Source organism: Serratia sp. MF1(2023) (genome assembly GCF_030954545.1).
Classification (GTDB): Bacteria; Pseudomonadota; Gammaproteobacteria; order Enterobacterales; family Enterobacteriaceae; genus Serratia; species Serratia sarumanii.
On sequence record NZ_JAVHUX010000025.1, the window covers coordinates 1 to 22,245 of the forward strand.

A 22,245-nucleotide genomic window follows, 5' to 3' on the forward strand; every position below is an offset into this window, starting at 1 on the left:
AGAACGTTGTATGAACAGGCAAAATGGCTGGTGTTGCCAGGTCGCAGAGAGCGAAGTTATCCGAGAGAGCTCAGAGCCAGAAGCAGGAAATATCCAGATAAAAAAGTTGCTGGCCACCCTTAAGTGACCAGCATTAGCCGCAGGGCCGCCTTTTTTTTGCCTGCATCAAGGGAAACAGGAAGGCATTAATACCAGATCATCAGCGCTATCAGGCTGATGACCACCAGGCCGCACAGGGCCGAGGTCAGCATGAACTGCCCGCGCACCCGTTCGCAGCGGCGAATAAACTCCGGATCGTGGTGCTCGACATAGCGTTGCGCAAAGATATAGCGCACCAGCCTCAGCTGCTTGCTGGGTTGCCCGTGGGCGGTGAAGAAACCGCCGCCGTCGACGTATTGGTACAGCAGCGGATCGCAGCCGCGCAATACCACCAGCAATGCGCGCAGAGAAGAGTAATACCGCACCATGTTTACCACACACACCACACATAAGGCCCAAAACAGCGCGACGGTACTGATCATGATTACCCCCTCAAGGCGTTGTTATCCGCGGCCATCCGCCGGGTCCAACCGCCCTACCTCATTACCCGATACTCTGCTGGAGCTTACCGCTCTCATCCCCTTTTTTGCCTGCACGGGCCATGCCCATAACCCACCGCCTCCAGAGACGTTACCGCACCGCACAGAGAGATTTGCACGGCGTGATTCCACTCAGAGGGGAAATGGTGAGGCCCATATTCATCATTGTAGGTTAATGAAACGCAAACTGGCCTGATCAGTGGATAAAATTTACCGCCACGCGCCGAAACGCCCCCGCCGGGGCGTTATAAGTGATAACCGTTCGTCTGCAATTAGTCGTTTTTCCTGGATAGTCTATCCCGCCCCACGCCGCTGATCTTTCCCCACACGCTGGCTAGACTCAGGTTTCCGTTACGCTCATCCAAGGAAACTGTTATGGCCAACCATTCAATCAAGGGAAAAACCGTCCTGATCGCCGGCGGCGCCAAAAATCTCGGCGGGCTTATCGCGCGCGATTTGGCTGAACAAGGCGCCAAAGCGGTAGTGATCCACTACAACAGCGCCGCCTCCAAAGCCGAAGCGGATAAGACCGTCGCCGCCATCCAGGCCGCCGGGGCGCAAGGCGTCGCGCTGCAGGCCGATTTGACCACCGCGGGCGCGGTCGAGAAGCTGTTCGCCGATGCGGTCGCCGCCGTCGGCAAGCCGGATATCGCCATCAATACCGTCGGCAAAGTGCTGAAAAAGCCGATGATCGACATCAGCGAGGCCGAGTACGACGAGATGACCGCGGTCAACGCCAAAACCGCGTTCTTCTTCCTGAAAGAGGCGGGCAAACACCTCAACGACAACGGTAAAATCTGCACGCTGGTCACCTCGCTGCTCGGCGCCTTCACGCCGTTCTATGCCGCTTACGCCGGCACCAAGGCGCCGGTGGAGCACTTCACCCGCGCCGCCGCCAAGGAGTTCGGCGAACGCGGTATCTCCGTGACGGCGGTCGGCCCCGGCCCGATGGACACCCCGTTCTTCTATCCGGCCGAAGGCGCCGATGCGGTGGCGTATCACCAAAGCGCGGCGGCGCTGTCGCCGTTCAGCAAAACCGGCCTCACCGATATCGAAGACGTGGTGCCGTTTATCCGCCACCTGGTCAGCGACGGCTGGTGGGTTACCGGCCAAACCATCCTGATCAACGGCGGCTATACTACCAAGTAACGCCGCATGGGGGGCGCGCGTCTGGCGTCCGCCCCCGCCAGGAGGCGCAGCGTAGAGGATATTGCAATGCACATGCTAATGGTCATTGGCGGAGGCGTGGTTCTCCTGGGATTGTTTGTGCTGTTCGGCTGGCTCTGGGGCGCCAGTGCGGCGGGCATGGCGCTGGCGGCAAAAATTTTCGTCCCGGCCTGGTTGCTGATCGCGGCGGTCAATATGTGGGTGGGCGTCGCCCACGCGGGCTACAGCCTGCGGGCGGAGTTGCCGATCCTGCTGCTGGTGTTCGCGATCCCCGCCGCCATCGCCGCGTTCGTATTCTGGCGCCTCGCCCATGTCTGAAAGCGCCGGCGACCTGCTCAACGTGGTGACGCTACTGGGCGCCGCCGTGGTGGCCGTGCCGCTGTTCAAGCGCTTGGGGCTGGGCTCGGTGCTGGGTTATCTGGCAGCCGGTTTGGCGATTGGGCCGTTCGGCTTTGGTTTGTTCAACGATGCGCAGACCATCCTGCACACCGCCGAGCTTGGGGTGGTGATGTTTCTCTTCATCATCGGCCTGGAGATGCGGCCTTCTCATCTGTGGAACATGCGGCGCGATATTTTCGGCCTGGGCAGCCTGCAGGTATTGAGCTGCGGGCTGCTGCTCACCGCCATCGGCATGGCCTTCGGCTTTTCATTGGCCATCTCCTTCATCTGCGGCATGGGATTCGTGCTGACGTCTACCGCCATCGTCATGCAACTGTTGGGCGAACGCGGCGACATCGCCAGCCCGCGCGGTCAGAAAATCGTCGCCGTATTGCTGTTTGAAGATCTGATGATTGTCCCGCTGCTGGCGCTGGTGGCGTTCATCGCGCCGGCCGGTTCATCGACGCCGGTATCCGGTTCCGCCTGGGGCGGCATCGCCATCGCCGCCGGTGCGCTGGCCGCGCTGGTGGCGGCCGGCATCTGGCTGCTGAACCCGCTGTTTCGCATTCTGGCGCACGCCAAAGCGCGCGAAGTGATGACCGCAGCCGCGCTGCTGGTAGTGCTTGGCGCCGCTTTGCTGATGCAGCTGGGTGGCCTCTCCATGGCCATGGGCGCCTTTTTGGCCGGCGTGCTGCTGTCGGAATCGACGTTCCGCCATCAGCTCGAAGCCGACATCGAGCCCTTTCGCGGTCTGCTTTTGGGGCTGTTCTTCCTCGGCGTCGGCATGTCTCTCGATCTGGCCGTGGTGGCGCGCAACTGGCCGCTGATCGTCAGCGGCGTGCTGGCGATGATGTTCATCAAAGGCCTGTGTATTTACTGCGTGGCCCGGTTGACGAAAAGCTCGCACGGTGATGCTCTCGACCGCGCCGTACTCATGGCGCAAGGGGGAGAATTTGCGTTTGTGCTGTTCGCCGCTGCGCTGGCCAATCAGGTGCTGCCTGCGGAAGCCAACGCCAACATGACCGCCGTCGTGGTGCTGTCGATGGCTTTGACACCGCTGGCGGTGTTGATCCACCAACGCCTGCGCGCCTCGTCCGACGCCTCGTTGGACGGCACGGAACAGCCCACCGGCTTGACCAACAGCGTGCTGATCGTCGGGTTCGGCCGTTTTGGTCAGATCGTCAGCCAGCACGTTTTGGCGATGGGCGCCGATATCACCATTATCGACCGCGAACCCCAGGTTGCCCGCGACGCGCAAGACTTCGGCTTCAAAGTTTACTATGGCGACGGTGCGCGCATGGATGTGCTGCATGCGGCGGGCGCCGGCCACGCCCGCGCCATCTTGGTCTGCATTGACGATCCGCAAGCCGCCACGCAGATTGTCGAACACGCCAAAACCCACTTCCCGCAGGCCCGCGTGCTGGCTCGCGCTCATGACCGCGAACATGCCATCGCGCTGATCAAGGCCAATGTGGATTACCAAATTCGCGTCACCTTAGAGTCCGCCATGTCTTTCGGGCATGAAGCTATGTTGGCGTTGGGCTCCGATCCGGAAACCGCGGCGGATCTGATGGCCGAGCTGCGGCGCAAAGATGCCGAACGGTTGGCGATGGAGGTGTCCGGCGGCATTTACGCCGGTACATCGATGATTTTGGGCAATGCGCCGACCAAGGCGAAGAAGGAATGACGGGCATGCCGACCCTTTTCCGCCGGCGCAGCGATGCGCTCGCGGCCGATAATCAAACGGCCGATGAGGTGGTGCGGTTTTGGCAAGACGCCGGCGCAGAGCAATGGTTCCGGCAGGATCCGCGCTTCGACCAACGCTTTCGCGCACGCTTTTTGGGCCTGCATCTGGCGGCGGCCCGGCGTGAACGCGACGACTGGCTTAAGATGCCGGAAAGCGCGCTGGCGCTGATGATCCTGCTCGACCAATTTCCGCGCAACGCTTTTCGCAACACCGCCCACATGTACGCCACCGATCCGCTGGCGCGCCGCTTCGCCCGCATCGCCATTACGGCGAACTACATGCAGGCCGTCGAGCCTTCGCTGCGCCTGTTTTTTTGCCTGCCGTTCGCCCACTCGGAAAATCTCGCCGATCAGGGTCTTTCCGTGGCGCTAAACGCTCAACTGGGGCCGGCTGAACGCGCGCACGCCGAGGGACACCGCGATATCATCCGCCGTTTCGGTCGTTTCCCACATCGCAATCAGCTGCTGTTGCGCGATACTACCACGCAGGAGCAAGCCTTCCTGGAGCAAGGAGGGTTTGCCGGATAACGCCGCAGGAATGCATTAAGCGGCAATAATAAGGACAATAACGGGCGCATCGATGGACAGATTCAATCAATACCGCGTATTCGTGCAGGTGGCGGAGATGGGCAGCTTTATCCGCGCAGCCCATGTGCTGGAGGTGCCGCGCGCCTCGGTGTCCGCCGCCGTGCAACAGCTGGAAACGCAGCTGGGCGTGCGCCTGCTGCACCGCACCACGCGGCAGGTGCGGCTGACCGCCGACGGCGAACAGCTGCTCGAGCGACTGCGCCCGCTGCTGGCCGAGGTGGAGGATATCGATCAGTCGTTTCAGGCCAGCCAGCGCCAGGCCTCCGGGCGGCTCAGCGTCGACGTGCCGAGCCGCATCGCCCGCCGGCTGATCGCGCCGGCGCTGCCCAGCCTGCTGCGGCGCCATCCCCACCTGCAGCTGGTGCTCGGCTCCGCCGATCGCGCCATCGATCTGGTGCAGGAAGGGGTCGACTGCGCGGTGCGCGTCGGCGATCTGCACGACAGCAGCCTGGTGATGCGCCCGCTCGGCCATATCGCGCTGATCAACTGCGCCAGCCCCGCCTACCTGAGCGAATTCGGCCATCCGCTTCAGCCCGCCGATCTTGCCGAGGGGCACAGGAGCATCGGTTACGCCTCGCCCAAAACCGGCCGCGAATCCCCCTGGGAATACCTGACCGACGACGGCCATACCCAGCGGCTCGAACTGCCCAGCCGGGTGGTGGTCAACAACGCCGAGAGCTATATCGCCTGCTGCCGCGCCGGGCTGGGGCTGATGCAAATCCCGCGCTACGACGTGCAACACCTGCTCGACGCCGGTGAACTGGTGGAAGTCCTGCCCGCTTACCGCGCCGCCTCCATGCCGATCGCCCTGATCTATCCCCATCGTCGCCAGCGCTCACGCCGCCTGGCGGTGTTTCACGAGTGGTTTGAAAGCCTGCTGCAGCCGCATCTGGAGCGCTGATTGCGCATTTAGCGCTATACTTTGTTTAATAACGCTTATAATTCAAGCGGTCAGACCGGCAGCATCCGCATAATCAATAGGCTTTTACGCCGCGCGGGTGTACAACGAAAGGTATCGGGCGGAGAGATTTTCGATGCGGCGCAGTGTGATCGCCCCAACATATCATTGCGTTATCCGAATGATACTATGGAACCAAAAGCGCAAGGCGGGTAAACGGAACGCCTGCTAACCCTTTTAATCGGCATGTTTATGGAAGGAGTATTCTTATGGCTTACAAACACATACTGATCGCGGTGGACCTATCCCCGGAAAGCAAGATCCTGGTAGAAAAAGCCGTCTCGATGGCGCGGCCGTACAACGCTAAAGTTTCTCTGATCCACGTCGATGTCAACTATTCCGACCTCTATACCGGCCTGATCGACGTCAATCTCGGCGACATGCAAAAACGCATCTCTGAGGAAACCCATCAGGCGCTGACCGAGCTGTCGCAAAACGCCGGCTACCCGATCACCGAGACCCTGAGCGGCAGCGGCGATCTGGCGCAGGTATTGGTCGATGCCATCAAGAAATATGACATGGATCTGGTACTGTGCGGCCACCACCAGGATTTCTGGAGCAAGCTGATGTCTTCCGCTCGCCAGCTGATCAATACCGTGCACATCGATATGCTGATCGTGCCGCTGCGCGATGAAGAAGACGAATAAAGTAAGCACTTGCTAACTTAATTGCCCAACGCCCGCGCCCTGCGGGCGTTTTTCATGCCGCCACGCCGATTAATCGCTTGATAATCAACCGCCCTCCGATGATATAGTCGCTAAAGACACAACATCCTCCCCCGGGCATCGCCTATACCCATATCTATAAGAAATAGCGGGGGAAAACTTAATGCTAAAAGGAGTTATCCATGGAATATGCCGTATCGGTAGAGTCTTTCCTGTCCTCGTTACAGCGCCATAACCCCCACCAGCCGGAATATCTGCAGGCGGTGCGCGAAGTCTTCACCTCGCTGTGGCCGTTTATCGAACGCAACCCGCGCTATCGCGAACAGGCCCTGCTGGAGCGCCTGGTGGAGCCCGAGCGCGTCATTCAGTTCCGCGTCAGCTGGGTGGACGATCGCGGCCAGGTGCAGGTCAACCGCGCCTTCCGCGTGCAGTTCAACTCGGCCATCGGCCCCTATAAGGGCGGCATGCGCTTCCATCCGTCGGTAAACCTGTCGATCCTGAAGTTCCTCGGTTTTGAGCAGACCTTCAAGAACGCGTTGACCACCCTGCCGATGGGCGGCGGCAAAGGCGGCTCCGATTTCGATCCCAAGGGCAAAAGCCAGGGCGAGATCATGCGCTTCTGCCAGGCGCTGATGACCGAGCTGTATCGCCATCTGGGGCCGGACACCGACGTGCCGGCCGGCGACATCGGCGTCGGCGGCCGTGAAGTCGGCTTTATGGCCGGCATGATGAAGAAACTGTCCAACAACACCGCCTGCGTGTTTACCGGCAAGGGTCTCTCCTTCGGCGGCAGCCTGATCCGCCCCGAGGCGACCGGCTACGGCCTGGTGTACTTCACCGACGCCATGCTGCAGCGCCACGGCCTGGGCTTTGAGGGCATGCGGGTGGCGGTGTCCGGCTCCGGCAACGTGGCGCAGTACACCATCGAGAAAGCGCTGGAGCTGGACGCGCGCGTGATCACCGTGTCGGATTCCGGCGGCACCCTGGTGGACGAGGACGGCTTCACCACCGAGAAGCTGGCGCACCTGGCGGAGATCAAAAACCAACGCTACGGCCGGGTGGCGGACTATGCCCGCGAACGCGGCCTGACCTATCTGGCCGGCCAGCAGCCGTGGAACGTGCCGGTGGATATCGCCCTGCCGTGCGCCACCCAGAACGAACTGGATCTCGAGGCGGCGCAGACGCTGATCCGCAACGGGGTGAAGGCGGTAGCGGAAGGCGCCAACATGCCGACCACCATCCAGGCCACCGACGCCTTCCTCGACGCCGGCGTGCTGTTCGCGCCGGGCAAGGCGGCCAACGCCGGCGGCGTGGCCACCTCGGGGCTGGAGATGGCGCAAAACGCCGCGCGCATCGGCTGGCGGGCAGAGAAAGTGGATGTACGTTTACAACATATCATGGCCGATATTCACCACGCCTGCGTGGAATACGGCGGCGAAGGCAAGCAAACCCACTACGTGCACGGCGCGAATATCGCCGGTTTCGTCAAGGTCGCCGACGCCATGCTGGCGCAGGGCGTGCTGTAATCCGCCTTAAAGGTGATCTTGTTCACACATCGATTAAATGCTTCAATGCCGGCCTCTGCGCCGGCATTTTTTTATGCTTTCTCGCCATCCAAATGATGCCAATTAGTTAAACAAAGGTTAACAAATAGTTATTTATTGCTTCTTAATCGGTAGTAAATTTACCACCATCAAATAATTAAACATTTATTTAACACAAAATACGTCACTATTTTACTTTAATGTGCGCGGATCACATTTCGTTAACTTCAGCTACGCTCCCTCTTCCATTCCTTTGTAATCTGCAGCGGTGGAAAAACCGCCACCCCTACAGATAAAAAAAGGTACAGCTAATGAAATTTAACCTCGCATTATTAAATGCATGTGTGGTTTCTGCGTGCATGTTATCGACAACACCTGTGTTCGCCGCTGATAAATATGAGATTGCCGTAGTCGCCAAAGTGACCGGCATTCCGTGGTTCAACCGCATGGAAGTGGGCGTCAACGAAGCGGCGAAAAAACTCGACGTCAACGCCTACCAGACCGGCCCTTCTACCCCGGATCCGGCCGCGCAGGTCAAGGTGATTGAGGATCTGATCGCCAAGAACGTCAACGCCATCATCGTGGTGCCGAACGACGCCAAGGTGCTGGAGCCGGTGCTGAAAAAAGCGCGCGACAAAGGCATCGTGGTGCTGACCCATGAATCCCCGGACCAGCAGATCGGCCAGTGGGACATCGAGACCATCGACAGCGAGAAATACGCGCAGGCCAACGTCGATGAGCTGGCGAAAGACATGGGCGGCAAAGGCGGCTACGCGATCTACGTCGGCTCGCTGACCGTGCCGCTGCACAACGCCTGGGCCGATTCCGCCATCAAATACCAGAAAGAAAAATACCCGGACATGTTTGAAGTCACCTCGCGCCTGCCGGTGGCGGAAAGCATCGACAAATCCTACGCCACCACGCTGGATCTGATGAAAACCTATCCGCAGATGAAGGGCATCATCGGCTTCGGCTCGCTCGGCCCGATCGGCGCCGGCCAGGCGGTGGCCAAGAAACGCGCCAAGGACAAGATCGCGGTGGTGGGCATCGCCATGCCGGCGCAGGCCGCCCCTTACCTGATGCGCGGCGACATCAAAAAAGCGCTGCTGTGGGATCCGAAAGACGCCGGCTATGCGCTGGTGACGGTGGCCGACCAGCTGCTGCAGGGCAAGGAAGTGAACAAGGATCTGGCGATCGAGGGCCTCGGCAAGGCCGACGTCGATATGGAACACAAAGTGATTCGGTTTAACAAGATTTTGGAAGTCACCAAAGACAACGCCCAATCGCTTGGATTCTGATTTTTCGCGTAATTTCGCCACACCGGGAAAGTAGTTAAACCCTCGTAGGGGCGCAGCTTGCTGCGCCCAGGGCTTCGGCCGCTACGCAAGCACAGGTTAACGTTATGACAGCCTCCCCCGCATTTATCACCCTGGAGAATATCAGCAAGCGATTCCCAGGCGTGCTGGCATTAGACCAGATCAACCTGACGCTCAATATTGGCGAAGTGCACTGCCTGGCCGGGCAAAACGGCTGCGGCAAAAGCACCATCATTAAAATCATCTCCGGCGTCTATCAGCCGGAAAAAGGCGCCAACATTTCGCTTGAAGGCAAACTCTTCCACGCCCTGACGCCTCAGCTGTCCGGTTATTACGGCATACAGGTTATCTACCAGGACCTGTCGCTGTTCCCCAACCTGACGGTGGCGGAGAACATCGCCATCCACCGTTACCTGCCCGGCGGCCATTTCTGGGTACGCAAGCGGGTGATGCGCCAGACGGCGCTCGACGCCATGGCGCGGGTCGGCATACGCATCGATCCCGATAAAAAGGTGGAAAAACTTTCGATCGCCGATCGGCAACTGGTGGCGATTTGCCGCGCCATCGCCGCCGAGGCGCGGTTGGTTATCATGGACGAACCGACCGCCTCGCTGACCCGCCAGGAGGTCGACGGCCTGCTGCGGGTGGTCAACGAGCTGAAGGCGGCCGGCATCTGCGTGGTATTCGTCAGCCACAGATTGGATGAAGTGATGGAAGTCGCCGATCGCATCAGCGTGATGCGCGACGGCAAGCTGGTGGGCACCTGGCCGGCCAGCGAACTGGACAGCCACGAACTGGCGTTCCTGATGACCGGCCAACGCTTCCACTACAGCCCGCTGCCGCCGCTGCCGCCGGCCGAACAGGCGCCGCTGCTCGAAGTGCGCAACCTCAGCCGCGGCGAGAAATACCGCAACGTCAATCTGGCGCTGCGCGGCGGCGAGATCGTCTCGATCGTCGGCCTGCTCGGCGCCGGCCGCACCGAACTGTGCCTCAGCCTGTTCGGCATGACGCGGCCGGACAGCGGCGAGATCCGCATCGAGGGCCAGGCGGTGCAGCTGCACAACAACCGCGAAGCGGTGCGCCACGGCATCGGCTATGTGTCGGAGGATCGTCTGACGCAGGGGTTGATCATGGAGCAATCGATCTACGACAACACCATCGTCACCGTCTTCGATCGGCTGCATACCTCGCTCGGGCTGCTGGATCACGCCAAAGCGACCGAGCTGGTCAACCGGCTGATCCGCGATCTGAACATCAAGGTGTCCGACAGCGCATTGCCGGTGAAAACCCTGTCCGGCGGCAACGCCCAGCGCATCGCCATCGCCAAGTGGGTGGCGACCCAGCCGAAGATCCTGATCCTCGACTCGCCCACCGTCGGCGTGGACATCGCCAACAAAGAGGGGATCTACCAGATCGCCCGCGATCTGGCGCAGCTGGGCATGGCGGTGCTGATGATATGCGACGAGATCCCGGAAGCCTATTACAACAGCCATCGGGTGATGGTGATGCGCAAGGGCGAGCTGATCGCCGAGTTTGCGCCGCACCAGAGTACCGAGCAACAGATCGCCGAGGTGGTGAATGGATAAGTCATTATTGGCCCGCCTGGCCGGGCGGCACGAGTTTTATCTCGGCCTGTTGGTGCTGCTGCTGGCAATCGGCCTGAGCGCCGGCACCGACGAGTTTCTGACGCTCGGCAACCTGACCGACGTCGCCACCAGCTACGCCATTCTCGGCATCCTGGCCTGCGGGCTGTTCGTGGTGCTGATCGCCGGCGGCATCGACATTTCGTTCCCGGCGGTCACCGCCATCGCCCAATACGTGATGGCCAGCTGGGTGATCCAGCACGGCGGCAGCTTCCCGCTGGCGTTCGCCCTGGCGATTGGCGTTGGCCTGCTGCTCGGGCTGGTGAACGGTTTCCTGGTGTACTGGCTGAAAGTGCCGGCGATCATCATCACCATCGCCACCCTCAACCTGTTCTACGGCCTGCTGGTGTACGCCACCAACGGTACCTGGCTGTACGGCTTCCCGGACTGGTTCATGAACGGCATCAACTGGTTCTCGTTCCAGGGCGCCGACGGCTACGACTACGGCCTGACGCTGCCGCTGCTGTGCCTGCTGGGGACCATCGTCGTCACCGGCGTGCTGATGAACCGCACCCGGCTGGGGCGCCAGATCTACGCCATGGGCGGCAACCGCGACGCGGCGTCGCGCCTGGGGTTGAACCTGCTGCGGCTGCATTTTTGCGTCTACGGCTACATGGGCATTCTGGCCGGCGTCGCGGCGGTGGTGCAGGCGCAGATCACCCAGTCGGTGGCCCCCAACTCGCTGCTCGGCTTCGAGCTGACGGTATTGGCGGCGGTGGTGCTGGGCGGCACCAGCATGAGCGGCGGCCGCGGCTCGTTGACCGGTACCCTGCTCGGCGTGGTGCTGCTGGCCTTCCTGCAAAACGGGCTGACGCTGCTCAGCGTCTCGGCCTATTGGCACCAGGTATTCAGCGGCGCGATCATTTTGATCAGCATCAGCACCACTGCCTGGAACGAAAAACGCAAGCTGCTCAAGGAGATCTGACATGACGCAGTTAACTCGGTTGATCCCAAACGATCGGATCATTCGCCTGCAGGGCGCGATCATCATCGCGGTGGCGCTGCTGTTCGCCGGGCTGCTCGGATCGCGCTTCTTCAGCCTCGGCAACTTCCAGTCGATCGCCTCGCAGCTGCCGATCCTCGGCCTGCTGGCGCTCGGCATGGGCACCACCATGCTGACCGGCGGCATCAACCTGTCGATTATCGCCGGCGCCAACGCCTGTTCGCTGGTGATGGCGGCGATCATCGTCAGCCACCCTGACCAGCCGCTGTTCCTGGCGCTGGCGCTGGTGGCCGGCCTGCTGGTGGCGGTGGCGATCGGCGCGCTCAATGGCGCGCTGGTGGCCTGGATCGGCGTCTCGCCAATCCTCGCCTCGCTCGGCACCATGACGCTGATCACCGGTCTGAATATCCTGCTGTCCAACGGCGCGGTGATCTCCGGCTTCCCGGCGGCGATTCAATTTCTCGGCAACGGCGCCGTGCTCGGCGTGCCGGTGGCACTGATCCTGTTCCTGCTGGTGGCGGCCGGGCTGTGGCTGCTGCTGGAGCACACCACGCTGGGCCGCAGCCTGTACCTGATCGGCTCCAACGAGCAGGCCACCCGCTTCAGCGGCGTGAACACCGCGCGGGTGCAGGTAGCGGTGTATATCCTGTCGGCGCTGCTCGGCTGGGGCGCCGCCCTGCTGATGATGGCCAAGTTCAACTCGGCCAAGGCCGGCTACGGCGAATCTTATCTGCTGGTGACCATTCTGGCCTCGGTGCTGGGCGGCATTAACCCGGACGGCGGTTTCGGCCGTATTCTGGGGTTGGTGCTGGCGCTGATCGTGCTGCAAATGTTGGAAAGCGGCCTCAATTTGCTGGGGGTTAGCAGCTACCTGACCATGGCCCTGTGGGGCGGCGTGCTGATCCTGTTTATCGCGTTACAGAATCGAAAAGCCTGAGGAGAAAATAATGGCGAGCTATTTTATTGGCGTAGATGTGGGCACCGGAAGCGCGCGCGCGGGCGTATTCGATCTCAATGGCCGCATGGTCGGCCAGGCCAGCCGGGCCATCGATCTGTACCGGCCGAAGGCGGATTTCGTCGAGCAGTCGTCGGATAACATCTGGCAGGCGGTGTGCAATGCGGTGCGCGACGCGGTCAACCAGGCCGACATCAACCCGATCCAGGTCAAGGGGTTGGGCTTCGACGCCACCTGTTCGCTGGTGGTGCTGGATAAAGAGGGCAAGCCGCTGACCGTCAGCCCCTCCGGCCGCACCGAACAGAACATCATCGTGTGGATGGATCACCGGGCGATCGCCCAGGCCGAGCGCATCAACGCCACCAAACACCGGGTGCTGGACTTCGTCGGCGGCATTATCTCGCCGGAGATGCAGACGCCGAAACTGCTGTGGCTGAAACAGCACATGCCCACCACCTGGGCCAACGCCGGCTACCTGTTCGATCTGCCGGACTTCCTCACCTGGCGCGCCACCCAGGACGCCACCCGCTCGCTGTGTTCGACGGTATGCAAGTGGACCTATCTCGGCCACGAACAGCGCTGGGACAAGAGCTACTTCCAGCAGATCGGGCTGGAAGACGTGCTGGAACATGACGCGGCCAAGATCGGCAGCGACGTCAAAATGATGGGCGAGCCGCTGGGCCACGGCCTGACCCAGCGCGCCGCCGGCGAGATGGGGCTGATCGCCGGCACGGCGGTGAGCGTGTCGATCATCGACGCCCACGCCGGCACCCTCGGCACGCTGGGCGCCACCGGCGTCTCCGGCGAGGTGGCCGACTTCAACCGCCGCGTCGCGCTGATCGGCGGCACCTCCACCGGCCATATGGCGATGTCGCGCACCGCGCGCTTTATCGGCGGCGTCTGGGGGCCGTATTACTCGGCGATCCTGCCGGAATACTGGCTGAACGAAGGCGGCCAGTCCGCCACCGGCGCGCTGATCGACCACGTCATCCAGTCGCACCCGTGCTACCCGGAGCTGCTGACGCAGGCGAAAACTCAGGGGCAGACCATCTATGAGGTGTTGAACGCCATTCTGCGCCGCATGGCCGGCGAGCCGGAGAATATCGCCTTCCTGACGCAGGACATTCATATGCTGCCGTACTTCCACGGCAACCGCTCGCCGCGCGCCAACCCGACGCTGACCGGCATCCTGACCGGGCTGAAGCTGTCGCGCACGCCGGAGGACATGGCGCTGCACTACCTGGCCACCATTCAGGCCATCGCGCTCGGCACCCGCCACATCATCGAAACCATGAACCACAGCGGCTACAGCATCGACACCATCATGGCCAGCGGCGGCGGCACCAAGAACCCGATCTTCGTGCAGGAGCACGCCAACGCCACCGGCTGCGCCATGCTGCTGCCGGAGGAGAGCGAAGCGATGCTGCTCGGCGGCGCGATGATGGGCACCGTGGCGGCGGGCGTGTTCGACACCCTGCCGGAGGCGATGAGCGCCATGAGCCGCATCGGCAAGACGGTCACGCCGCAGACCAACCAGATAAAAAGCTACTACGACCGCAAATACCGGGTATTCCACGAGCTGTACAACGACCACATGAAATACCGCCGGTTGATGCAGGAGGAGGCGTGATGCAGCAGGAATGGCGGCAGGCGGTGCAGGGTTGGCAAACCTACAGTCAGGAGCTGGCGCAGCTGGGCGAGCGCCTCGACGCGCGCACCTGGCAGCGGCTGCTGACGCTGCTGGCCGACTGCCGCGGTAAAATTGCCGTCACCGGCGTCGGCACCTCGGGGATTGCGGCGCGCAAGATAGCCCACATGCTGGCCTGCGTGGAACGGCCGGCGGTCTACCTCGACGCCACCGGCGCGGCGCACGGCGATCTGGGCTTTCTGCGCGCCGACGATCTGCTGATCCTGATCTCGCGCGGCGGCAATTCCGACGAGCTGACCCGCCTGCTGCCGACGCTGCAGGCCAAGGGCGTGACGCTGATCGCGGTGACGGAAAACCCGCATTCCGCCATCGCACAGGCGGCGCAGTTGACGATCGCCACCGGGGTGCAAAAGGAGATAGATCCGCTGAACATGCTGGCCACCACCTCAATTGTGCTGGTGCTGGCGATCTTCGACGCCGCCTGCGCCTGCCTGATGGCGCGCAGCGGTTACGACAAGGACGCCTTGCTGGCAGTGCATCCGGGCGGCGGCGTGGGGAAAAGCTTGCGGGAGGAAAACTGAGGGCCCGACACCGCGGGCCCGGCAGACATTACAGCGGCATATAGATATCGAAACGGTGGCTTTTGGTCAGCGTGGCGGCGTGCGCCGGCACGTCGGCCAGCGGCGGCGCGTAGTCCGGGCGTTTCACCACCACGCGCTTGGTCGCCAGGCGGCGCGCCGGCTCCAGCAGGCCGTCGGCGTCATCGTCGCTGCCCACCAGCGATTGAAACACCCGCATCTCTTTCTTCACCAGCGCGCTTTTCTGCTTGTGCGGGAACATCGGATCGAGATACACCACTTCAGGGCGCGGGCTGAGATCCGCCAGCGCCGTCAGGCTGGAGGCGTGCAGCAGCGTCAGGCGCTCGCGCAGCCACGGGCCGATTTCCGCATCCAGATAGCCGCGCTGCAGACCGTCGTCCAGCAACGCCGCCACCACCGGATTGCGCTCCAGCATCCGCACCCGGCAGCCCAGCGCCGCCAGCACGAAGGCGTCGCGCCCCAGCCCGGCGGTGGCGTCCACCACGTCCGGCAGATAGCTGCCCTTGATGCCGACCGCTTTGGCCACCGCCTCGCCGCGGCCGCCGCCGAAGCGGCGCCGGTGCGCCATGGTGCCGGTGACGAAATCGACGTAGATTCCGCCGAGCTTCGGCTCGTCGCGCTTGCGCAGCTCCAGCCGCTGCGGGGTCAGTATCAGCGCCATCGGCGCGTCGTCGTCGGACGTCAGCCGCCAGCGCTGCGCCAAAACAGACAAGGCGCCGGGATCGGCGCCTGCTTCACACAATAAACACACGCTCACGTGTCGGGTTATCCTTTAATGCCGTAATGGCGCAGCATAGCATCCAGCTGCGGCTCGCGGCCACGGAAGCGTTTGAACAGCGCCATCGGCTCTTCCGAACCGCCGCGCGACAGGATGTTGTCGAGGAAGGATTTGCCGGTTTCGGCGTTGAAAATCCCTTCTTCTTCGAAGCGCGAGTAGGCGTCGGCCGACAGCACTTCCGCCCACAGGTAGCTGTAGTAACCCGCCGCATAGCCGCCGGCAAAGATGTGGCTGAAGGCGTGCGGGAAGCGGCCCCAGCTTGGCGAAGGCACCACCGCCACCATTTTCTTCACTTCCGCCAGCGTCGGCAGGATCTGCGCCCCTTTTTCCGGGCTGTATTCGAAGTGCATGCGGAAATCGAACAGGCCGAACTCCAGCTGGCGCAGGATGAACAGCGCCGCCTGGTAATTCTTGGCCGCCAGCAGCTTGTCGAGCATGGCCTTCGGCAGCGGCTCGCCGCTCTGGTAATGGCCCGAGATAAACGCCAGCGCTTCCGGCTCCCAGCACCAGTTTTCCATAAACTGGCTCGGCAGCTCGACCGCATCCCACGGCACCCCGTTGATGCCGGAGACGCCGGCGGTATCGATCTGCGTCAGCATGTGGTGCAGACCATGGCCGAACTCGTGGAACAGCGTGGTCACTTCGTTATGGGTGAACAGCGCCGGCTGGTCGCCCAGCGGGCGGTTGAAATTGCAGGTCAGGTAAGCGACCGGCTTTTGCAGCGTGCCGTCGGCCTTGCGCAGGCTGCCGACGCAGTCGTCCATCCAGGCGCCGCCGCGTTTGTTTTCGCGGGCGTACAAATCGAGATAGAAGCTGCCGCGCAGCTCGCCGTCGGCGGCGAACAGATCGAAGAAGCGCACGTCCGGATGCCAGGTCTCCACGTCTTTACGCTCTTTGGCGGTGATGCCGTAGATGCGTTTCACCACTTCGAACAGCCCTTCCACCACCCGCTGTTCCGGGAAGTACGGGCGCAGTTGCTCGTCGCTGATGGAGAACAGGTGCTGCTTCTGTTTTTCGCCGTAATAGGTGATGTCCCAGGCTTCGAGCTCGTCCACGCCATAGTGCTGTTTGGCGAAGGCGCGCAGCTGCGCCAGCTCTTGCTCGGCCTGCGGGCGGGCGCGCTTGGCCAGATCGCTCAGGAAGCCGATCACCTGCTCCGGGCTCTCCGCCATTTTGGTCGCCAGCGACTTGTCGGCGTAGGTGTCGAAGCCCAGCAGCTGAGCCAGCTCGTGGCGCAGCGCCAGCGTTTCCGCCATCACTTCGCTGTTGTCCCATTTGCCGGCGTTCGGCCCCTGATCGGAGGCGCGGGTGGCGAAGGCGCGGTACATCTCTTCGCGCAGCGCGCGGTTGTCGGCGTAGGTCAGCACCGGCAGGTAGCTCGGCATGTCCAGCGTCAGCAGCCAACCGTCCTGCTCTTTGGCCTGCGCCATCGCCTGTGCCTGCGCCAGGGCGCTCTCCGGCAGGCCGCTCAGCTCGGCTTCGTCGGTAATCAGTTTGCTCCAGCCCATGGTGGCGTCGAGCACGTTGTTGCTGTAGGTGGAACCCAGTTCGGACAGGCGCGCGACGATCTCGCCGTAGCGCTGCTGTTTATCCGCCGACAGGCCGATGCCCGACAGTTCGAAATCGCGCAGCGCGTTGTCCACCGCCTTGCGCTGCGGCACGCTCAGCGCCTCGAACGCCGCGCCCTCTTTCAGGCTGCGGTAGGCCTGGTACAGCCCTTCGTGCTGGCCGACCCAGGTGCCGTACTCGGACAGCAGCGGCAGCGCCTGCTCATAGGCGGCGCGCAGCTCCGGGCTGTTTTTCACCGAGTTCAGGTGCCCGATCGGCGACCAGATGCGCGACAGCCGATCGTCCGACTCCGCCAGCGGCTGACACAGATTGTCCCAGGTGAACGGCCCCGGCTGCGCGACCACGCGCTCTACCGCGGCGCGGCAGTCCGCCAGCGCGGATTGCACCGCAGGCACGATATCTTCAGGGCGGATCGCCGAGAACGGCGGCAGGGAAAACGGGGTCAGCAACGGATTTGTCATAGGGCAGTCCTGATTAGCGTTGGGGCCCGCCGTGGGGCGAGCCTTAAAATGCGTATGAATCTCTAACATGGAGCCAGACAACAGGAAAATCAATGCCCGGCGTTGATCGTTGGTGCCTTAAACGGCGCTTTGGCGGATGCGGGCGGCCAGCGCCGCCAGCTGCTCGTCGTCGGCGCGCGCGGCGTCGTGGGAGGAGATATAGCCCTCGTAACGCGCGAAAAACTTCGGCGAGGTCGATTCGATCGGCTGCCACTGCTCCAGCGACGCGGTGCCGTGCAGCGGGATCAGTTTGGCGTGCACGTGGTCGACGCCGTAACCTTCGAACACCATGCCGCAGCGGCCGACGTCGTCGAACGCGCGATCCAACTGCTTCGCCACCCGCTTGGTCGCCAGCATCAACGCGCTCAACACCTCGTCCGGCAGGTCAAAAGCATAGCTCGGGTGGTGCGCCTTGGGGATCACCACACTGAAACCGTCGGTGTTGGGGAAGATGGACAGGAACGCCAGATGGTCGTCGTCTTCCCAGATTTTATGGCACGGCGCCTTGCCCGCCACGATGTCGCAAAAAATGCAGCTCATCCTTTCTCCTTGTGATTCACAGCGTTTCAACCCATTCGAACGCTTCGAACACCGGCCGCCAGAACGCCCGTTTGCTCATCGTCCTGTCCCTTTCTGTGAACGTCTGCGGCAACGGAGTCCGGTTTTTCCCGGCCAGACAGTTTATACTGTGCAGATTATAAGCCTTATTGCATTGAATGCTCCGCCTGCGGAGCACAAGGAACCGCCACCCGTCATGTTAAGTTATCGCCACAGTTTCCACGCCGGCAACCACGCCGACGTGCTCAAGCACACCGTTCAGAGCCTGATCATCGAGTCGCTGAAGGAAAAAGAGAAGCCGTTCCTGTATCTGGATACCCACTCGGGCGCGGGCCGTTATCAGCTCAGCGGCGAACACGCCGAGCGCACCGGCGAATACCTGGAAGGCATCGGCCTGCTGTGGCAGCGCGACGATCTGCCGGAAGAGCTGGCGGCCTACATGAGCGTGGTGCACAACTTCAACCGTTCCGGCACGCTGCGCTACTACCCCGGTTCGCCGCTGATCGCCCGCCAGCTGCTGCGCCCGCAGGACAAAATTCACCTGACCGAGCTGCACCCGAGCGACTACCCGCTGCTGCGCAGCGAGTTCCAGAAAGACGAGCGCGCCAAAGTGCAGCGCGCCGACGGCTATCAGCAGCTGAAATCCCAGCTGCCGCCCCTGTCGCGCCGCGGCCTGATCCTGATGGACCCGCCGTATGAAATGAAGACCGATTACCAGGACGTGGTCAAAGGCATTCAGGAAGGCTACAAGCGTTTCGCCACCGGCACCTACGCGCTGTGGTACCCGGTGGTGATGCGCCAGCAGATCAAACGCATGCTGCGCGATCTGGAAGCCACCGGCATTCGCCGCATTCTGCAGATCGAACTGGCGGTGAAACCCGACAGCGATCAGCGCGGCATGACCGCCTCCGGCATGATCGTCATCAACCCGCCGTGGAAACTGGAACAGCAGATGAAAAACGTGCTGCCGTGGCTGCACAAGGTGCTGGTGCCGTCGGGCATCGGCCACCATCTGGTGAACTGGGTGGTACCGGAATAATCCCCGGCAGGGCGCGGTTCGCCGCGCCCTGCGTCCACCTATCGCAGCCATCGACGCAATCTTTGCGACAAACCCCGGTCAGGCGTTAAACTCTTACCCTCTTCAAATTCACAACTCATGGAAATCCCAGATGACGAAACATTACGATTATCTAGCAATTGGCGGCGGCAGCGGCGGTATCGCATCGATCAACCGGGCAGCCATGTACGGCCAAAAGTGTGCGCTGATTGAAGCCAAAGAGCTGGGCGGCACCTGTGTAAACGTGGGTTGTGTACCGAAAAAAGTCATGTGGCACGCGGCGCAGATCGCCGAGGCCATCCATCAGTACGGCCCGGACTACGGCTTCGACACCACCGTCAACGCCTTCGACTGGAAGAAGCTGGTCGCCAACCGCACCGCCTATATCGACCGCATCCACAACTCCTACGACAACGTGCTGGGCAAGAACAAGGTCGACGTGATCAAAGGCTTCGCGCGCTTCGTGGATGCGCACACCGTGGAAGTGAACGGCGAGCTCATCACCGCCGACCACATCCTGATCGCCACCGGCGGCCGCCCGAGCCACCCGGCTATTCCGGGTGCGGAATACGGCATCGACTCCGACGGCTTCTTTGAGCTGGACGCCATGCCGAAGCGCGTCGCCGTAGTCGGCGCCGGCTATATCGCCGTGGAGATCGCCGGCGTGCTGAACGCGCTGGGCGCGGAAACGCACCTGTTCGTGCGCAAGCACGCGCCGCTGCGCAGCTTCGATCCGATGATCGTCGAAACCCTGGTGGAAGTGATGAACACCGAAGGGCCGAGCCTGCATACCGAATCGGTGCCGAAAGCGATCGTCAAGAACGCCGACGGCAGCCTGACGCTGCAGCTGGAAAACGGCAAGGCATTCACCGTCGACTGCCTGATTTGGGCCATCGGCCGCGAACCGGCGACCGACAACCTAAACCTCGGCGTTACCGGGGTGAAAACCAATGAGAAAGGCTATATTGACGTCGATAAGTTCCAGAACACCAATGTCAAAGGCATCTACGCGGTGGGCGACAACACCGGCGCGGTAGAGCTGACCCCGGTCGCCGTGGCCGCCGGCCGCCGCCTGTCCGAGCGCCTGTTCAACAACAAGCCGGATGAGCACCTGGATTACAGCAACATCGCCACCGTGGTGTTCAGCCACCCGCCGATCGGCACTATCGGCCTGACCGAGCCGGAAGCTATCGAGAAGTTCGGCGCGGACAACGTGAAGGTGTACAAATCCTCCTTCACCGCCATGTACAGCGCCGTGACGCAGCACCGCCAGCCGTGCCGCATGAAGCTGGTGTGCGCGGGTAAAGAAGAGAAAATCGTCGGCCTGCACGGCATCGGCTTCGGCATGGATGAAATCCTGCAGGGCTTCGCCGTGGCGGTGAAGATGGGCGCCACCAAGAAGGACTTCGACAACACCGTGGCGATACACCCGACCGCGGCGGAAGAGTTCGTTACCATGCGCTGAGGCGCAGCCTCGCCGAGTTCCGGCGCATAACAGGCCAGGCGCGAAAGCGTCTGGCTTTTTTATTTATCTCGCTCGCCTCACGGCGCCCGGCGGTAGTGATCGCGAAGAAACACCGGCAAATCGTTCGCCGGCGAAGCGAAGGGCACCTGATAGAGCATATCGCCGACAAAACCGCGATGATAGGTCGCGTGGTTGACGACATGCAGCACGATTTCCTGGCGCGTCATGCGGCCTTCCCCCCCGCCGACGAATTCGAACTGCACCACCTGCGCCAGCGCCTCGGGCGACCAGTTATCCACCTGTTCGATATACCAGTGGTCCATTTCCTCCACCGCACACCGCAGAGCGTCAAGCGCGGGCGTTTGCTCGGTGTTGCGCGCGAGGTAGCCATGTTTTCGACCTTGCAGGTGGTGCCTGAAGATATCGTCCACCACATAGACATGATTCAAGGTATGCACCATATTGCCAAAACGGGTCGGCCGCGGCCGCAAGGCTTCACCGGCCGGCAAAGACATTACGGTGTCAAAGGTCAGCGCATTCGCCCACGCTTTGTAACGTACCAGCATTTTCAACGTATCGATGACCGTCGTCGGCTGAGTGATATCAGCTTCGACGGGGGTATCGTTTTGTGGCATCGCAAACATACTGTTCACTCCTTATCATCGGATGAAAATCGATATTCCGTTCAGCCGCACACAGTGCGGCGACGCGTTCTACGCCGTGCCAATCCCTTGCAACCGCCCTTCGACCTGAATGCGCGTATTGCCGCCCACCCAAATCCGGCCACCCTCGTCGCGGGTGATATGCACGTGCCCGTTGCGCCCACGACAGCGGCCCTGAGCGGCAATATATCCGCCGCTGACCACGCCGCTTGCGAACAACCACTGGGCCAGGGAGGCATTGAGACTGCCGGTGACCGGATCTTCGACGATAGCGCCAAGATGATCGCTCAAAAAAGCGCGCACTTCGAAGGCTGCGTCACCCTCGGCATGTGGGCCGACGACGCCAATGTCCACTCTGCGCGGCCAGCTTCTCGCCGGCGTCAGGGAAAGTACCCGCTCGGCGCTGGCCAGCCGGATCCCCAGCCACCCCGGGCCATTATCGATCCAGGCGGCATCGAGCACCTCATCAGACGCGATCCCCAAAAACCGCAACGCGTCGGCCAACGTCTCTCCTGACGGCGCCCCGGAACGAATCAACGGTGGCGCGGCAAAACACAACCGCCCTCCCTCGCGACGAATGCTCACCAATCCTGCTCCGCACTCCTGGATGATCTCCGTCTCGTTGCTGGGCGCCCCTCCCATAGCGAGCCAGGCATGGCAGCTGCCCAACGTCGGGTGCCCGGCAAACGGCATTTCACGATCCAGCGTGAATATTCGCACCCGGTAATCCGCCTGCGGGTGCGTCGGCGGCAGTAAAAAGGCCGTCTCCGACAGGTTGAACCAACGCGTCAAGCGCTGCATGTCCTCCGTCGACAACGCTCCGGCGCCCGCGATCACCGCCAACGGATTGCCGGCGAGTGGCCCGGCGCCAAAGACATCCACCATCTGCATGCCAAAAACCATCGCCTCTCTCCTCAGGTTAACGCCG

21 protein-coding genes are annotated in these 22,245 nt (G+C 62.2%); 15 read left to right on the forward strand and 6 right to left on the reverse strand.

The window, feature by feature from the left end; translation table 11 throughout:
• Positions 1–185: 185 nt before the first annotated feature.
• Positions 186–521, reverse strand: a complete 336-nt coding sequence (gene uspB / locus REA38_RS14020) for a universal stress protein UspB (RefSeq protein WP_016930435.1) — start codon at positions 519–521, stop codon at positions 186–188.
• A 432-nt stretch (positions 522–953) separates the two neighbouring features.
• Between uspB and REA38_RS14025 the strand changes: the two genes are divergently transcribed.
• The 13 genes from REA38_RS14025 to REA38_RS14085 all read left to right on the forward strand — a co-directional run bounded on the left by REA38_RS14025 (position 954) and on the right by REA38_RS14085 (position 14,710).
• Positions 954–1,727, forward strand: coding sequence for an SDR family oxidoreductase (locus tag REA38_RS14025; RefSeq protein ID WP_043148361.1), 774 nt, complete (start codon positions 954–956; stop codon positions 1,725–1,727).
• Between the two features lie 72 nt (positions 1,728–1,799).
• Positions 1,800–2,063, forward strand: coding sequence for a hypothetical protein (locus REA38_RS14030; protein WP_223182202.1), 264 nt, complete (start codon positions 1,800–1,802; stop codon positions 2,061–2,063).
• Positions 2,056–3,810 carry a monovalent cation:proton antiporter-2 (CPA2) family protein gene (locus tag REA38_RS14035; RefSeq protein ID WP_043148360.1) on the forward strand — a complete coding sequence of 585 codons (1,755 nt, stop codon included), beginning with the start codon at positions 2,056–2,058 and terminating at the stop codon, positions 3,808–3,810. The genes REA38_RS14030 and REA38_RS14035 overlap by 8 nt, the downstream gene beginning before the upstream one ends.
• 5 nt (positions 3,811–3,815) lie before the next feature.
• Positions 3,816–4,397 carry a DUF924 family protein gene (locus REA38_RS14040; protein ID WP_308886064.1) on the forward strand — a complete coding sequence of 194 codons (582 nt, stop codon included), beginning with the start codon at positions 3,816–3,818 and terminating at the stop codon, positions 4,395–4,397.
• Positions 4,398–4,449: 52 nt separating this feature from the next.
• Positions 4,450–5,358, forward strand: a complete 909-nt coding sequence (locus REA38_RS14045) for a LysR family transcriptional regulator (RefSeq protein ID WP_033654477.1) — start codon at positions 4,450–4,452, stop codon at positions 5,356–5,358.
• Positions 5,359–5,624: 266 nt separating this feature from the next.
• Positions 5,625–6,062: a universal stress protein UspA gene (uspA, locus tag REA38_RS14050; RefSeq protein ID WP_004930988.1), complete on the forward strand. Its 438-nt coding sequence runs from the start codon at positions 5,625–5,627 to the stop codon at positions 6,060–6,062.
• Positions 6,063–6,262: 200 nt separating this feature from the next.
• Entirely contained in the window at positions 6,263–7,606 is a 1,344-nt protein-coding gene (gene gdhA, locus REA38_RS14055; protein ID WP_033649380.1) for an NADP-specific glutamate dehydrogenase, read from the forward strand.
• A 329-nt stretch (positions 7,607–7,935) separates the two neighbouring features.
• Positions 7,936–8,922 carry an autoinducer 2 ABC transporter substrate-binding protein gene (locus REA38_RS14060; RefSeq protein WP_033649381.1) on the forward strand — a complete coding sequence of 329 codons (987 nt, stop codon included), beginning with the start codon at positions 7,936–7,938 and terminating at the stop codon, positions 8,920–8,922.
• Positions 8,923–9,026: 104 nt separating this feature from the next.
• Positions 9,027–10,526: a sugar ABC transporter ATP-binding protein gene (locus REA38_RS14065; protein WP_060420127.1), complete on the forward strand. Its 1,500-nt coding sequence runs from the start codon at positions 9,027–9,029 to the stop codon at positions 10,524–10,526.
• Positions 10,519–11,508: an ABC transporter permease gene (locus tag REA38_RS14070; RefSeq protein ID WP_047729644.1), complete on the forward strand. Its 990-nt coding sequence runs from the start codon at positions 10,519–10,521 to the stop codon at positions 11,506–11,508. Before REA38_RS14065 ends, REA38_RS14070 begins: the two co-directional genes overlap by 8 nt.
• A 1-nt stretch (position 11,509) precedes the next feature.
• Positions 11,510–12,463, forward strand: coding sequence for an ABC transporter permease (locus tag REA38_RS14075; protein WP_308886065.1), 954 nt, complete (start codon positions 11,510–11,512; stop codon positions 12,461–12,463).
• Between the two features lie 10 nt (positions 12,464–12,473).
• A complete protein-coding gene (locus REA38_RS14080) occupies positions 12,474–14,111 on the forward strand; it encodes an FGGY-family carbohydrate kinase (RefSeq protein WP_039569021.1) in 1,638 nt (545 codons plus the stop codon).
• Entirely contained in the window at positions 14,111–14,710 is a 600-nt protein-coding gene (locus REA38_RS14085; RefSeq protein WP_033654479.1) for an SIS domain-containing protein, read from the forward strand. Before REA38_RS14080 ends, REA38_RS14085 begins: the two co-directional genes overlap by 1 nt.
• A 28-nt stretch (positions 14,711–14,738) precedes the next feature.
• On the opposite strand, the gene rsmJ is transcribed toward REA38_RS14085, so the two are convergent.
• The 3 genes from rsmJ to REA38_RS14100 form a co-directional block, all read right to left on the reverse strand.
• Positions 14,739–15,485, reverse strand: coding sequence for a 16S rRNA (guanine(1516)-N(2))-methyltransferase RsmJ (rsmJ, locus tag REA38_RS14090; protein WP_308886067.1), 747 nt, complete (start codon positions 15,483–15,485; stop codon positions 14,739–14,741).
• Positions 15,486–15,493: 8 nt separating this feature from the next.
• On the reverse strand, positions 15,494–17,536 hold the full coding sequence (prlC, locus tag REA38_RS14095; RefSeq protein WP_033649387.1) for an oligopeptidase A: 2,043 nt from the start codon (positions 17,534–17,536) through the stop codon (positions 15,494–15,496).
• Between the two features lie 117 nt (positions 17,537–17,653).
• Complete coding sequence (locus tag REA38_RS14100) at positions 17,654–18,115, reverse strand: HIT family protein (RefSeq protein WP_308333749.1); 462 nt, start codon at positions 18,113–18,115, stop codon at positions 17,654–17,656.
• A gap of 214 nt (positions 18,116–18,329) precedes the next feature.
• Between REA38_RS14100 and REA38_RS14105 the strand changes: the two genes are divergently transcribed.
• Both REA38_RS14105 and gorA read left to right on the forward strand, forming a co-directional pair.
• Positions 18,330–19,172, forward strand: a complete 843-nt coding sequence (locus REA38_RS14105) for a 23S rRNA (adenine(2030)-N(6))-methyltransferase RlmJ (RefSeq protein ID WP_004931012.1) — start codon at positions 18,330–18,332, stop codon at positions 19,170–19,172.
• A gap of 130 nt (positions 19,173–19,302) precedes the next feature.
• Entirely contained in the window at positions 19,303–20,655 is a 1,353-nt protein-coding gene (gene gorA / locus REA38_RS14110; protein ID WP_033654483.1) for a glutathione-disulfide reductase, read from the forward strand.
• Positions 20,656–20,732: 77 nt separating this feature from the next.
• Here gorA and REA38_RS14115 read toward each other — a convergent pair whose 3' ends face one another.
• Together REA38_RS14115 and REA38_RS14120 are read right to left on the reverse strand one after the other, a co-directional pair.
• On the reverse strand, positions 20,733–21,299 hold the full coding sequence (locus REA38_RS14115) for a DinB family protein (RefSeq protein ID WP_072269791.1): 567 nt from the start codon (positions 21,297–21,299) through the stop codon (positions 20,733–20,735).
• Positions 21,300–21,368: 69 nt separating this feature from the next.
• A complete protein-coding gene (locus REA38_RS14120; RefSeq protein ID WP_033654484.1) occupies positions 21,369–22,220 on the reverse strand; it encodes a PhzF family phenazine biosynthesis protein in 852 nt (283 codons plus the stop codon).
• Positions 22,221–22,245 lie beyond the last annotated feature (25 nt).